Consider the following 13,917-nt stretch of genomic DNA (forward strand, 5'->3'; position numbering starts at 1 on the left):
TCATCCGATGCGGAGCTCGTCTTTCAGCCCGTGGTCCAGTGTCACGCGCACCAGGGCCGCGGCCAGTTCGGCGTCGTGGCCGGCCGGAGCCAGGGCGGCGAGAGCGGCCGGATCGGTGGGCAGGCCCAGGTCACGCGCGCCGCGGCGGGCCCGCTCGTCGAAGTAGGGGCGGAGCCAGGTCCAGGTGTCCTGCACCTCGCGCAGGTAGATGTCCGCGCCGACGGGTCCGATGCCCCGGAAACCCTGGAGCAGCTCGGCCAGGGCGGCTGGGTCGTGCCCGGATTCGATTGCGAGCCCGCGCATATCGCCGTGCCACCGCTCGATCAGCTCGGCGGCATTGGCGATCAGGCGGGTGGCATTCGATTCGTCGTAGCGGACGTAATGGGCCCGGCCCAGCGCGGCGACCAGATCCGACCACTCGGCCTCAGCTACGTGGTGCGGGGTGGTGTAGCCGGACTCGCGGAGTTCCCGGGCGGCGGCCACCGCGATGCGGGCCGAGATCCGGGTACTGAGCAGCTGGGCGAGCATCAGGAGTTGGTAGAGCGGCGCGGGCTTGTCGGCCAGCCGGATTCCGGCCTCGGCGGCATAACCGGTCCCGGCCCGGGCCAGCAGGGTGCGCACGGTGTCCTGCGCGGTCATCGGCATCGCCTCCTCTCTTCCCCGGCATACCCGCGGACACGCCCAGGATGCGTGTCGAGGTCCGAAATGCCGGGGTTGTGCTCAGTGGCCCACGAAGATCAGAAGTATGGATTTCCCCTGGTAGAGGAGGTTCGATGCAGGCCCGGTTCGGTATTTCGATCCCGCCCGTCGCGTCCGCGCTGCCGGACGTCATCGACATGGCCCTCGCCGCCGACGCCGAGGGACTCGATCTGGTCGGCATCCAGGACCACCCCTACAACGCGCAGTTCGGCGACGCCTTCGCCGTCATCGGGGCCTGCCTCGCCGCGACCGGGCGGGTCAGCCTCTATCCCGGGGTCGCCAACCTGCCGCTGCGGACACCCGCCATGCTCGCCAAACAGGCCGCCACCTTCGACATCCTCAGCGGCGGACGCTTCGAATTGGGTTTGGGGGCGGGCGCTTTCGAGAGCGGCGTGGTGGCCATGGGCGGCCCCGCCCGCAAGGGCCGGGCCGCGCTCATGGCCATCGCCGAGGGCATCGCCATCATCCGGGCCGAATGGCGGCCCGGACAGCCGGTGTCGGTGGTCGGCACCGAATACACGGTGCAGGGCATCGAGGGCGGGCCCGCGCCCAGACACCCGATCGGGATCTGGCTGGGAGCCATGGGCCCGCACGCCCTCGATCTGATCGGCGCGACCGCCGACGGATGGGTTGCGCCACTGCCCAATTGGATGCCGTGGGAGCAGTGGTCCGCGGCCAATGCCCGCATCGACGCGGCCGCCCGCGCGCACGACCGCGACCCCCGCGCCATCGCCCGGCTGGCCGCGCTGCCCGGAGTGGTCAGCGACCGCGCGCTGCACCCGAATCCGCAGGGCACCGACCCGATCCACGGATCGCCCGAGGAATGGGCGGCCATCATCGCGAACCTCGCCCACACGGGCGGATTCGACACCTTCATCTACTGGCCGCCCGGATTCGACGTCGACCAGGTGCAGCGTTTCGCGCGGCAGGTGGTGCCCATCGCGCGAAAGCTGTTGGCGGAGTTCTGATTCGACCCCGCTCGGGTCCGATTCAGCGCTGCGCGGCCGCTGCCGCGGCGGCGGCCTCGGCCTCGACCTGGCCCGGGAACTCGCTGGGCTGGCCGACGCCGGTGGTGACCAGGTCCCGCAGGCTCTCGGTGATGTAGAAGGTCCAAGCCGGGGAGCACGCGTCGTAGCACTCGTAGTCCGGCACCAGGCCGACGTGGGTGAAGGTGAGCCGGGTGCCGCCGTCGGTCGCGGCGATATCGAAGCGCATCTCGGTGTTCACCCACTCGGTCTGGTCCTCGATGAAGGACATGAAGTTGTCCTTCACCAGCCAGACCACGCGCTCGTCCGGCACCACCTCGGTCAATTCGATCTCGCTGCGGTGCACGCCGGGGGCCTCGAAGACGAAACGGTCACCCGCCCGCTCGGTGCCGCCCTTGATACCGGGCGACCACCAGCCGCGGGCGTTCAGGATGGCCGCGAAGACCTCGGCGGGGGCGCGGTCGACGGTGATGGAGGTGGTGAAGTTCTGATCAGTCATGGCAGGTCCCGACTCTTCTCTCAGGGGTTCAGCGGGTTGATGGGGACTGTCTCGCGAGAACTTACTTGCATCACGATAGCGGCGTTGCTTGCATCACACAAGCGGATGAGTCACCCTGGAGTCATGTTGGGACGCATGTACGAAGGGGAGGTCTGCTCGGCGGCACGCACGCTGGAGCTGGTCGGCGAGCGCTGGAGCCTGCTGATCGTGCGCAATGCCATGTTCGCGGGCATGACCCGGTTCACCGAGTTCCAGCGCGCGCTCGGCATCGCGCCGAACATCCTGACCAAACGGCTCGCCGAATTCGTCGAGGCCGGGATCTTCGAGCAGCGCAGCACCGGCGGCCATCCCGAATACCTGCTCACCGCCAAGGGACTCGACCTGAAACCGGTCATCCTCGCGCTCACCGAATGGGGCGACCGCTGGGCCGCGCCGGACGGCCCGCCGGTCACCTACCGGCACACCGGCTGCGGCGGGAAAGTCGCCGTGCGCCTGGAATGTTCGGACTGCGACGCCACGCCCGAGCTGTCGGACGTGACCGCGGAACTCGCGCCGTGGGCGTACGAATTGAAGTACGGGACCCCGGCGTCGCTCTCCTAGCGGAGCCTCATCCCGGAGCGAACCTCACTCCAGGAGCGGGAACCGGCCCGAGGCCAACAGCCCCGCGATGGCCTCCATCTTCGCCTGCGGCGCAGCGTAATCCGGGTGCGCGCCCAGCACGGCCGCGGCGTCGTGCAGCCGGATCATCTGCCGCTCCGCCTCTGCCACGCTCCGCCCGCCCGGCGTCACCGGGTGCGCGGCGAAGGCCGGGCGCCGCACATCCACCCGACCCAGTTCGACGGCCTTCTCCACCCGCCGCGAGCACCGGCAGAACGCCTGCGGATTCGCCAGGCCACACGTCGACCGCAGGAAGTTGCCGAGCCGTTTCTTGGCCCGCTCCACCCGTTTCCGATACGCGGCCGGTGTCGCGCCGACGATCCAGGCGGCCTCCTCCGAGTTCACCTCGAACACATCGGAGAGCACATACGCGACTCGTTCGTCGCGACCCAGGCATTGCAGCATCGCCTGACTGCAGTTGAGGCGGACCTCGTGGGTGAGCAGCGTGGCCTCCGGACCGCGATAGTCCTCCTCCGCCAAGCCGTCCCGCAGTCCCTCGCCGAACTCGTCCAGGCTGAGCTGCCGCTGCTCCTGTGGCGTCTGCCGCTTCAGATTCAGCAGATAGTTGACGCCGATGCGGTACGCCCAGGTGGTGAGCTTGGCCTCGCCGCGCCAGCTCGCCAGATTGCCGACCGCGCGCAACAGGATCTCCTGGGTGGCGTCCTCGGCGTCGGCGGGCCGCCACACCATGCGCAGCGCCAGCCGGTAGATCGGATCCTGCAGCAGCCGAACCACATCCGCGACAGCGGCGCGGTCACCGCCGACGGCCCGCGCGACGAGATCGCGCTCGTCGATCTCCGATCCGGTCTCCATACCGCCAGCATAGGGACCGGGTCCGACATCGCGGGGCCGTCAGGCCGGCCGCCACTCAGGCGACGGCGGGCGCGGTGAGCAGAGCGTGCTTGCGCAGCCAGTCGGCAACCGCCAGGCCGATCGCGTCGGGCTGATCCTCCGGGCAATGGTGCCCGGCCGGGCCGATGTTCGCGAGCTCTGCGGACGCGAAGGTGCGCACCGCCCACTCCATCGCCTCCGGCGAACCCAGGCCGACCCCGTCCTCGACGTGCATGAGCAGCTTGGGCACCTCCGGGCTGGCCGCCATCCAGGCGTCGTAGTTCTCGATGATGGCGACCACGTCGGCGGGCTCGCCGTCGAGCGGGAACTCCCTGGGCCACACCAGCATCGGCTTGCGCGACTCCGGCGTCGGGTACGGCGCGCGGTAGGCGTCGAGCGCCTCCGGGGTGAGGGTGCGGGTGGAGGCGGGCAGGTTGAACTCGATGAACATATTGCGTTCCAGCACCATCTCCTCGCCCTCGGGGGAACGGAAGCGGCGGAACAGTTCCGCGCCCTGCGGCGGCATGTCCGACCAGTTCATGGGGCGCAGGAAGGTCTCCACCACGGCGATGCCGCGCACCCGTTCGGGATGGCGTGCGGCCCAGTCCATTCCGAGCGCGCCGCCCCAGTCGTGGCCGACGATGACGACCTGGTCCAGGCCCAGGGCCTCGAACCAGGCGTCCAGGTAGCGGGCGTGATCGACGAAGCGGTAGTCGCTGTCCGGCTTGCCGGAGGCGCCCATGCCGATGAGATCCGGTGCGAAGACCCGGGTTCTCGCATCGGACACCGCACCGCTCACGTGGGGGATCACGTCGCGCCAGATGTAGGACGAGGTGGGGTTGCCGTGCAGGAAGACGACCGGGACGGTGCCGGCCGCGACGGGACCGCTTCCGGTGTCGGTGTAGTTGATGAACGAGTCCAGAATGTCGATGGTGGCCATCGGGGTGTCCTTCCGGGTGAGTTGCCTACACCTGGTTGGACACGCACCGGGACGGCTTGTGACCGGGTCTAGATGTGACCTGCGTCATACATCGGCACGGTGCCCGGCTCGACCGTCAGGGCCGGGTGGACGCCGGGAGTGAGGCCGTTGCCGACCGCGGCCCGCTGCAGCATGGCGAGCAGTTTCGGCCGGTCCCCCGGTTCGAGGGGCTCGAGCAGTTCGGCATTGAGCTGTTCGGCCAATCCCGCCGCGCGGCCGATCATCTCGCGTCCGGCGGGCAGCAGGTGCACGGCGTGCGCGCGCCGGTCGGCGGGGTGTTTGCGGCGTTCGACCAGGCCGCGCTTCTCCAGGTCGTCGATCAGGCTGACCATCACGTTGCGGTGGATCCCGAGCGCGTCGCAGAGTTGTTGCTGGGTGCGGCCGTCATTGGCCTCGAGCATGCGCAACGTTCCGTACTGCGGCGGCTTGATGCCCAGGGGGCCGAGCAGCTGGTCGAAGCGGTACGCGGAGTGGGAACCCAGCTGCGCGAACAGGAACGCGGCGCTGTCGACGAGGGGCGCACGCTGGGGATCGACGTCGTTCACCCGCATAGCGTAGCCCGACCCATGCGCACAATCAGTGATTGCCCCCTTGTTTGATAATCACTTCAGGTGCATAGTTTGAAGCGGACCTCCACCCACACCGAATCGAAGAGAGTTCGCAGTGGATACCGACAACACCCCCACCCTCGATCCACGCCGCTGGATCGCCTTCGCCGTCGTGCTGGCCGCGGGATTCATGGACCTGCTCGACGTCACCATCGTCAATGTCGCCGTCCCCAGCATCCAGAAGGACCTGGGCGCGGCCTACTCGCAGATCGAATGGATCATCGCCGCGTACGTGCTGTCCTTCGCGGCCGTGCTCATCACCGGCGGCCGGCTCGGCGACATCTACGGCCGCAAACGCCTGTTCCTGATCGGCGTCGCCGGATTCACCGCGGCCTCGCTGGCCTGCGGCCTGGCGACCTCGCCCGGCATGCTCATCGGCTCCCGGTTCGTGCAGGGCGCGATGGCCGGGCTCATGGTGCCGCAGATCCTGGCCATCATCCGCGTCACCTTCCCGAAGAACGAGCGCGCCAAGGCGATCGCCGTGTACAGCGGCGTCGGCGGATCCGCGTCGGCGGTCGGGCTGTCCCTGGGCGGGCTGCTCGTCGAGTGGAATCTGTTCGACCTGGACTGGCGGCCGATCTTCCTGGTGAACGTGCCGGTCGGGCTGCTCGCGCTGGGCGCGGCCGCCGTGGTCATGCGGGATTCGCGGTCCACACACGCGCCGCGGCTGGACATCGTCGGCATGGTGCTGGCCATCTCCGCGGTGCTGCTTTTGGTGTACCCGCTCACCGAGGGCCGTCGATTGGATTGGCCCGCCTGGACTTTCGTCATGATCGGGGCGGCGGCGGTGACCTTCGCGGCCTTCCTGGTCTACGAGCGGTGGCGAGCCCGCACCGTCGGGTCGCCGCTGGTCGACCTGGAGCTGTTCCGGTCGCGGCCGTTCACGGTCGGGCTGGCCAGCTGGCTGCTGTTCTGGATCGGATTCGGCGGGTTCTTCCTGATCTGGACGCTGTTCATGCAGGCCGGGCTCGGCTGGTCGCCCATGCGGGCCGGCCTCACCTCGGCGTTCTTCGCGGTCGGCGCGGGCATCGGGGCGGGCGTCTCGGTGAGCGCCCTCGCGCCACGGTTCGGCAAGTGGGTGCTGCTGGTCGGCGGGCTGATCACCGCGGGCGGATTCGCCTTCTACGGTGCGCTGGCCACCCACTACGAATCCGATTTCGCCTCCTGGCAGATGGTGTTCCCGCTGGTGGTGACCGGTATCGGATTCGGCATCGTGGTCGCGCCGACCATCGACATGCTGCTCGGGCAGATTCCCGACCGTGAGGCCGGAGCCGCGTCCGGGCTGCTGAACACCGGACAGCAGCTGGGTCTGGCGCTGGGTGTGGCGCTGGTCGGGATCCTGTTCTTCGGGCAGCTGGATCACGATTCGGCGCGCGGCGTGGATTCCGTCGCGGCGCAGACCCGCACGGAGCTGGCCACCGCCGGGGTGCCGGACGGCGCGCGGGAGCAGATTCTCGCGAGCTTCTCCGCCTGCGTGCGGGACCGCTCCGGCGAGGTGGATCCGTCGGTCGTTCCGGCCAGCTGCCAGTCCGCTCCCGCGGACCCCGCGATCGGCGGGATCCTCACGCGGGCCGGCGAAGACGCCAATGCGGTGAACTTCGCGCACACCTTCCAGTACACGCTGTGGTGGGGCATCGGGCTGATGGCCCTGGTCTGCGTCGGATTCCTGGTGCTGCCGGGCGACACCCGGCTCGAACAACACGAGATGGCGGCCGAGGAAGACCTGGTCGGGGTCTGACCGCCACGCGCGACGGCCGCCGGTTCGGGGAATTCCTCGGACCGGCGGCCGCTTCCGAGGAAGAATTCCAGACGAATCACCGACTTCCGACAGGAGCCAGTCATGCGCGCGGCCGTGGTCAGTAAGGGCGAATTCCAGGTCGAGGACCTCCCGACTCCCGTGCCGGGGCCGGGCCAAGTGCTCATCTCCGTCACCCGCTGCGGCATCTGCGGCTCCGACCTGCACGCCCGCCTGCACTGCGACGAACTCGCCGACCTGGCCGCCGCCACCGGATACGACCGGTTCATGCGCTCGGAACAGCGCATCGTCATGGGCCACGAATTCACCGGGGAGATCGAGGAATACGGACCCGGCACCCGGCGGCGCTGGAAGCCCGGCACCCCCGTGGTCGCCCTGCCGATCCTGCGCACCGGCCGCCAGCCGGAACTGACGGGACTGTCCGCGCACGCGCCGGGCGGCTACGCCGAACAGGTCCTGATCCAGGAACCCATGACCTTCCCGGTCCCCAACGGCCTCGCCCCCGACCACGCGGCCCTCACCGAACCCATGGCCGTGGCCTGGCACGCGGTCCGCAAAAGCCGGATCACCAAGGGCCAGACCGCTTTCGTCATCGGCTGCGGGCCGATCGGCCTGGCCGTCATCTCCATGCTGAAGGCCGCCGGCGTCCACACCGTCGTCGCCAGCGACTTCTCCCCCCGCCGCCGGGAACTGGCCGCGGCCTGCGGAGCCGACGTGGTGGTCGACCCGACCACCGAATCCCCGTGGGAGTCGACGCCGAAGAAGTCCCGCATCACCGGCGCCGCCGACATCCTCAACCTCGGCTTCGACGCCATGGAACGCCTGCGGCGCCTCCCCAATATTCCGTGGTGGTACCTGTTCCGCGCGGCCCACACGCTCCAGCGCGGACCCTCCGGTCCGGTCGTCTTCGAATGTGTCGGCGTGCCGGGCATCATCGACCAGATCCTCACCGCCGCACCGCCGTTGACCCGGGTCGTGGTCGTCGGCGTGTGCATGCAGCAGGACGCCTTCCATCCCGCCACCGCCATCAACAAGGAGATCGAGCTGCGCTTCGTGCTCGGCTACGACCCCGGCGAATTCCGCGACACCCTGCACATGATCGCCGACGGCAAGGTCGACCCGTCACCGCTGATCACGGGCACCGTGGGCCTCGACGGTATCGACACCGCCTTCGCCGCCCTCGCCTCGCCCGAGCACCACGCCAAGATCCTCATCGACCCGCGCAGCGACCGCACCGCACCCTGACCGGGGACGCTATCGGCCGGGGCGCAGGACCGGGAACGGCGTCGTCGGGGGCTCGTGGAGGATTTCCAGCAGTCCCTCGGCGCTGCGCGCGGCGGTGAGGCAGGCGTTGGCGGTGAACTGATCGGCCAAGGGGTGGCGGGCTCGGTTCCGCCACTTCCGCACCGCGGCCAAGGCCGCTTCGCGCTGGGTGGGGACATCGGTGTGGGCGGGCAGGCCCAGGCGGAGGGTCGGGGCCACACCGGTGCCGCCGATCAGGCGGCTGAGTTCCGCGAGATCCTCCTGGGGCAAGGGGAGTTCGTCGGAGCGGAGATGCGACAGCAGACGTAGTTCGGCGAAGCCGTGGACGTCGGCGAGCAGGGTGCGGACGCGCGGGAGGAGGGCGTCGGCGGGCGAACCCTGATTGGCCGCGAGAATGCGGGCCAGGGCGGTCAGCGCCGAGTGGGCCTTCAATTCGTCTGCACGCTGGGCGAATTGGACATCCAGGACGGTACGGAGTTCGTCGAGTCCACTGCGACTGGAGAGTTCGGCGGCCAGCGCCTGCGAGCCGCGGACGCCCAGGCGGATCAGGGTGACGGCCAAGCGGATACCGAACAGGCCGAACCGCGCGGCCAGGTGGGCGCGGAGGTCCGCCGGAACCGGGAGGGGCAGATCGGGGTGGGCGAAGCGATCGGCCGAGAGGAGGGCGGTGGTCAGGTCATCGACCGGGATGGCGGCCAGCGCCTCGAAGGCGTCGTACTCCCGCTGCCGGAGGGTGGCGGCCGCGAAGGCCAGCAGGCCCGCCACCGGAATCACCGACTGGCACAGCCCCGTTCGTTCCAGTTCCGTCGCGAAACGGGAGGCCACGTCGCGCGCCGAATGCAGGGCGTCGATGCGGCCCGCACCGATCTCATCGGCCCGCGACACCACACCGACCACGCCCAGCGGCCCCGAGAAACCCTGCGGCGCACCACTGTTACCGCTGTGCCCGCCGCCGATCCGCTCCAGGAAATCGACATCGGCGGCGTCCAGGCGGCGCAGGAGATACAGGACGGCGTCGGCGGGCGGCAGCGCCGGACCCGGGCCGCCGGGGGTCAGCAGCCGCGACGTGCGGGCCGACACCTCCCGCGACAGCGACGAGATGCCGGGGGTGTCGATGATGGTGGTCTGCGCCAGCTCCGCCGACGGCCACTCCACCGCCAGCTGATCCACCTCGCGCGGAGCCGGCGAATTCCAGCGCAGCGCCGACAGATCGAAGGTGAGACCGTGCGCACCGGGCAGCCCCTCGGCCCCGCGGCCGCGGCGCACCACCACGTCGGCGCGGGCGCCGTCCACGCTGTATGCGGTGACCCGGGGCGCGGTCCCATTGCGGTACCAGGTGACCAGACGGGTGCACTCGGTGGCGTCGGTGGGCGCGATGTCCTGCCCGACCAATGCGTTCAACAGGGTCGACTTGCCCGCCTTGAGCTGACCCGCCAGGGCCACCCGCAGCGGCTCGTCCAACCGCCGCGCGCACTCGTCCAGCTGAGCCCGCACCCGCGGCTGCTCGCCGAGCGCCCGCCTGGCCGCGGCCAGCAGCCCGCGCGTCTCCGGTACCAGCCCGTATCCGACACCGCTCGCGTCGTCCCTCATAGGCTCCCGATTCCGAAGCACACCGCACCTCCACGCATCCGCAAGGCATTCGCCGGGACACGCGGAATCGTTATCAGACCCCGCCGGGTCTCACAGCCGATTCCCAGCCCCGGGCATCGGCCCGCGCCGCCCGGGGACACGACTCCGTCCGCCACACCCTGATCTTGCCCGGCCCGGAGTGAATCCCCCCGACCCGGCCTCGGTGTGCCGCACCGGCCTCCCCACACGCACCAAGCCCCCCTGCGGCTCGGTGCGCGCGGCGTTCAGCGCGCGGCGGGCGGGAGCTGGGGGTGATTGCCCGGCCGCAGTGCGCCGGGAGACTCCGGGCCGAGGAGCGCGCCCGCGTGGCGGCGGAGTTCCCCCACGACGTGCAGGCGGCGTTCCAGCTCGGCGGCCCGTTCGGTGCGCCGCGCGGCCTCCACATTGGCGGCCTCCTGGGCGGCGCGCAGCGACTCGTCGATCGAGCGCAGGGTGCGGTCGGCGATGGCGGTGAAATGATCGCGCAGCAACCGGTGGATGCGGTGCAGGCGGTCCTTGGTCTCCTTGCCGCTGTGGAAGGCGATGTCGTCGAGATAGCGGCGCACCGCCATCTTGGCGTCGGCGCGCCGCTTGGCCAGGCGGGCCTTCTTGTCGTCGCTGAACGCCTTGCCGCCCAGCAGGACTCCCGCGCCCAGCGAGAGCGGATTGATCAGCGCCATCCCCGCGATGGTGCCGACCATGCCCGCCATGATCACCCCGCCGTACGAGCCGCGCACACCCACCAGCAGCTTGTGACTCAAACCCAGATCGGGTTCCAGATCGGCGAGGGTGCAGGACCCGGTGCGGGAGTCGTCGTCGAGGGTGTCGCGGACCTCGGGCAGATCCACCGCGCCCAGATCGGTGAAATGGGTGGCGACTTGCTCGGCCAGTTTCACCGCCCGGGTGCCGGTCCACACCAGGTTGTCGCCGACCGCGGAACCGACGGTGGCCGTGAGCCATTCGTCCATGCTGTCCCAGTGCTTACCGGGATCGTGGTCGTCGATCCAGTCCTCGGCGGTGCGGGAGATGTCCCGCAGCCGGTTGCGCAGATCGTGGTCGATATCGCCCGCCAGATCGGTGATGCCGTCGCCGAGCGTCTGCTGCCAGGCCGCGGTGTGGCGGTGCAGCTTCTCCGCCTCGGCCTTGGCGGCGTGCAGTTCCCGGATGGCGGCCGCACCACGCGCCGGGTCCCGCAACGCGACCAGCTCGCTGCCCAGCGCCAGCGCGAGATGCTCGGCGGCGGAGGAGATGTCGAGGGCGACCGCGCGTTGCATGGCCGCCTGATCCCGCGCCACCACCTGCTCCCGCAGGAACTGGAAGACCAGGCCGAAGCCGGACTCGCGGCCGAGCCCCTCGTCCTGCAGGCGCATGGCGTGGGAGCGCAGCACCGCCGAGACCGGCAGCATCGGCATCTCGATCTCATTGGCACGCAGGTGCCTCCGGTTCGCCTCGAACACCTGCCGCCAGTGCGGGTACAGGTCGATCTTGGTGACCAGCACCGCGACGGCCGGGCACAACTCCCGCACCTGCCGCAGGAAATCCACCTCGGGATCGGTCAGCTCGGTGGAGGCGTCGGTGAGCACCAGCACCGCGTCCGCGGCCGGAGCCTGCGCGAGAACGCCCGCCGCGCCGGTGGTTCCGTGCGCGCCCAGTCCAGGCGTGTCGACCACCACGATGCCGTCGGCGAGCAGTTGGCTCGGGGCCTCGAGTTCGAGGCGGAGCACGGCACGACCTCGAGGGCTGCGGGCGGTGAGTGCGGGGACGGCCTCGAACGGCACCGCCTCCCGGGTGTTCTCGCCGCCGTCCGCGCCCGCCGCGACCACCGTCGCGCGCGGTTGCGGACCGTAGGACAGGACGGTGGTGACCGCGGTGGCGATATCGTCGGCGACCGGGCACACATCCAGATTGACCAGCGCGTTGACGAACCGGCTCTTGCCCTGATTCCCCAAGCCCGCCACCAGGATCCGGCGGCGCGGATCGCGCACCTTGCCCGCGACCGTCTCCAGCCGGGCGACCAGGTCGCCGCGTTCCGCGGCCCGCGCCACCGCGATGGTCTCCGAGACCATCGTCAGCAGCGGATTCGCCGCCACCATGCCTGTCACAGCTTGCTCACCGACCCGCTCCAGCCGTCCGTGTTCCGAATGCACTGTCGAGAGACTGTCGCTCACCGCGGCTGACCCGCGGTGAGCGACCTCTCGCGTCACGAGTGCAGGATGTCGCCGACGATATCGCCGCCCGCGTGCGCCCCGAGATCCACCCCGGTGTGCGCCCCGCTGTCACCGAACAGCGACGCGTCCGGACCGGTGGTGTGCACCCCGCCGCCGAAGGCCTGCGAAACATCCACTCCGGCCCAGGGATTCGCGCCCGCGCCGTGCAGCCCGGCGTCCACCGCGCTGCCGCCGTGCACCCCGGCATCCAGACCGGTCCCGACCTGGGCCGCGCCGCCGACCTGCGTCGCCCCGGTGACCCCGGTGTCGAGCCCGGCCACCGCGTTCCCGACCCCGGTCAGCCCGGTGCCGACCTGCGTACCCGCACCGATCGACGAGTGCACCCCGGCATCCAGACCCGTCCCGACCTGCGTCCCGGCCCCGGCAGCGCCGTGGAGGCCGGTGTCGAGCCCGCCCTGCACGCCCGCGCCGATTCCGGTCGCCGCACCGCCCACGCCGGAAATGCCCGTCTCCAAACCACTTCCGACCTGCGCACCGAGCCCGGTACCCACATTCGCCGCACCATTGAGCCCGGTCTCGAGCCCCGCACCGACCTGCGTACCCGCACCGACCGCGGTGTTCAGTCCGGCATCGAGACCCGTGCCCAGCTGCGCACCCGTGTGCAACCCGGTGTCCAGGCCCGCGCCCAGCTGCGTCCCGAGGTCCGCACCGGTGTGCAATCCGGTGTTCAGGCCCGCGCCCAGCTGCGTGCCGAGGTCCGCACCCGTGTGCAACCCGGCGTCGAGACCCGTGCCCAGCTGCGCTCCCGTGTTCAGGCCGGTCTCGAGACCCGCGCCCAGCTGCGTGCCCGCGCCGACCGCGGTGTTCAGACCCGCGCCGATCTGGGTGCCCGCGCCGAGGAGGGCGTCGGCGGTGCCGGAGAGGCCGGTCTCCAGACCGGCGCCGACCTGTGTGCCGAGGGCGGCGCCGGTGGTCACCGCGCCGTTGAGGCCGGTCTGCAGGCCGACACCGGTGCCGAGGGCGCCGTTCAGACCGGTCTGCAGGCCCGCGCCCGCGGTGGTGGCGGCGTTGATGGCGGTGGAGAGTCCCGCGCCGAGGCCGGTCTGGAGGTCGGTGGCGGTGGTGATCGCGCCGGTCAGGCCGGTGGTGAGGTCCGCGCCACCGTGGGCGACCGCGTCCAGCGCGCCCTGCAGGCCGGTTTCCAGGCCCGCGCCCGCGGTCAGGCCGCCGGTGAGGGCGGAGGTCAGGTCGGCGGCGGCCTGGGCGCCGAGGACGCCGCCCAGATTGGCTTCGACACCGGTGGCGACGTCGGCGGCCACGCCGAGCGCACCACCGAGTCCGGCGGTCAGGCCCGCGCCGAGTCCGGCGGCCGCGTCCACGGCCGCGCCGACGCTGTTGGCGAGGCCCAGCTCCAGGCCGGTGCCGACCTCGGTGCCGAGGTTGACCTGGGTGGCGGCGAGGGTGGCGGCCCCGAGGTTCAGGGCCGCGTTGTCGACGAGACCGGCGCCGACGTTCGCGCCGACTCCGGTGGCCGCGCCCACGCCGGCGTTCGCACCGAGGCCCGCGTCCGCGCCGAGTCCGGCGTCCAGACCGGTGCCGGCGCCGAGGCCGGCGGCCCCGCCCGCGGCGATGATGCTCGACAGCTGCGAACCTCCGGCAACCAGCGCGGATTCCGCCACCATCGGCGCCACGGCCGCGATGTCCTCCGGGGTCACGGTGTCCAGGCCGGCGGCGGCGAGCGCCGCGCCCGGATTGGTGCAGTAGCTGACGGCGGCCTCGTGGTCGCGCAGCAGGTTGAGGATGAACTCGAGAATTGCGTTGGGGCTCATGATGAATCGTCTCCCTGGTGGGGCGGGCCCCGTT

Annotated in this window: 12 protein-coding genes; 4 read left to right on the plus strand and 8 right to left on the minus strand. The window is 70.9% G+C overall.

The genetic code is table 11. From position 1 onward, the window contains the following. On the minus strand, window positions 1–639 hold the full coding sequence (locus tag ACQP06_RS34085; RefSeq protein WP_433669150.1) for an endonuclease: 639 nt from the start codon (window positions 637–639) through the stop codon (window positions 1–3). A 134-nt stretch (window positions 640–773) separates the two neighbouring features. Here ACQP06_RS34085 and ACQP06_RS34090 point away from each other — a divergent pair, with 134 nt between their 5' ends. Next, complete coding sequence (locus tag ACQP06_RS34090; protein WP_433669151.1) at window positions 774–1,667, plus strand: LLM class flavin-dependent oxidoreductase; 894 nt, start codon at window positions 774–776, stop codon at window positions 1,665–1,667. Between the two features lie 22 nt (window positions 1,668–1,689). Here the strand turns inward: ACQP06_RS34090 and ACQP06_RS34095 are convergent, their stop codons facing one another. Continuing rightward, window positions 1,690–2,184, minus strand: coding sequence for an SRPBCC family protein (locus ACQP06_RS34095; RefSeq protein WP_433669152.1), 495 nt, complete (start codon window positions 2,182–2,184; stop codon window positions 1,690–1,692). Window positions 2,185–2,307: 123 nt separating this feature from the next. Here ACQP06_RS34095 and ACQP06_RS34100 point away from each other — a divergent pair, with 123 nt between their 5' ends. Beyond that, entirely contained in the window at window positions 2,308–2,784 is a 477-nt protein-coding gene (locus tag ACQP06_RS34100) for a winged helix-turn-helix transcriptional regulator (RefSeq protein WP_433669154.1), read from the plus strand. A gap of 24 nt (window positions 2,785–2,808) precedes the next feature. Here the strand turns inward: ACQP06_RS34100 and ACQP06_RS34105 are convergent, their stop codons facing one another. The 3 genes from ACQP06_RS34105 to ACQP06_RS34115 all read right to left on the minus strand — a co-directional run bounded on the left by ACQP06_RS34105 (window position 2,809) and on the right by ACQP06_RS34115 (window position 5,196). Further along, window positions 2,809–3,654 carry an RNA polymerase sigma factor gene (locus ACQP06_RS34105; protein ID WP_433669155.1) on the minus strand — a complete coding sequence of 282 codons (846 nt, stop codon included), beginning with the start codon at window positions 3,652–3,654 and terminating at the stop codon, window positions 2,809–2,811. 55 nt (window positions 3,655–3,709) lie between these two features. Then, the gene (locus ACQP06_RS34110; protein ID WP_433669157.1) at window positions 3,710–4,612 is read right to left on the minus strand and encodes a haloalkane dehalogenase; all 903 of its coding nucleotides are present in this window, start codon (window positions 4,610–4,612) and stop codon (window positions 3,710–3,712) included. Between the two features lie 68 nt (window positions 4,613–4,680). Continuing rightward, window positions 4,681–5,196 carry a MarR family winged helix-turn-helix transcriptional regulator gene (locus ACQP06_RS34115; RefSeq protein ID WP_433669159.1) on the minus strand — a complete coding sequence of 172 codons (516 nt, stop codon included), beginning with the start codon at window positions 5,194–5,196 and terminating at the stop codon, window positions 4,681–4,683. A gap of 118 nt (window positions 5,197–5,314) precedes the next feature. Here ACQP06_RS34115 and ACQP06_RS34120 point away from each other — a divergent pair, with 118 nt between their 5' ends. Both ACQP06_RS34120 and ACQP06_RS34125 read left to right on the plus strand, forming a co-directional pair. Next, the gene (locus ACQP06_RS34120; RefSeq protein WP_433669161.1) at window positions 5,315–6,997 is read left to right on the plus strand and encodes an MFS transporter; all 1,683 of its coding nucleotides are present in this window, start codon (window positions 5,315–5,317) and stop codon (window positions 6,995–6,997) included. 102 nt (window positions 6,998–7,099) lie between these two features. Next, window positions 7,100–8,260 (plus strand): zinc-binding dehydrogenase, encoded by a 1,161-nt coding sequence (locus tag ACQP06_RS34125; protein ID WP_433669163.1) that lies wholly within the window; start codon window positions 7,100–7,102, stop codon window positions 8,258–8,260. Between the two features lie 9 nt (window positions 8,261–8,269). Here ACQP06_RS34125 and ACQP06_RS34130 read toward each other — a convergent pair whose 3' ends face one another. From ACQP06_RS34130 to ACQP06_RS34140, 3 genes are all read right to left on the minus strand, one after another. After that, entirely contained in the window at window positions 8,270–9,868 is a 1,599-nt protein-coding gene (locus ACQP06_RS34130) for a dynamin family protein (protein ID WP_433669165.1), read from the minus strand. 263 nt (window positions 9,869–10,131) lie between these two features. Then, entirely contained in the window at window positions 10,132–11,979 is a 1,848-nt protein-coding gene (locus tag ACQP06_RS34135) for a dynamin family protein (protein ID WP_433673512.1), read from the minus strand. A gap of 107 nt (window positions 11,980–12,086) precedes the next feature. Beyond that, on the minus strand, window positions 12,087–13,883 hold the full coding sequence (locus ACQP06_RS34140; protein WP_433669167.1) for an IniB N-terminal domain-containing protein: 1,797 nt from the start codon (window positions 13,881–13,883) through the stop codon (window positions 12,087–12,089). Between the last annotated feature and the right edge of the window lie 34 nt (window positions 13,884–13,917).

The organism is Nocardia sp. CA-136227 (assembly GCF_050955695.1).
Lineage (GTDB): Bacteria > Actinomycetota > Actinomycetes > Mycobacteriales > Mycobacteriaceae > Nocardia.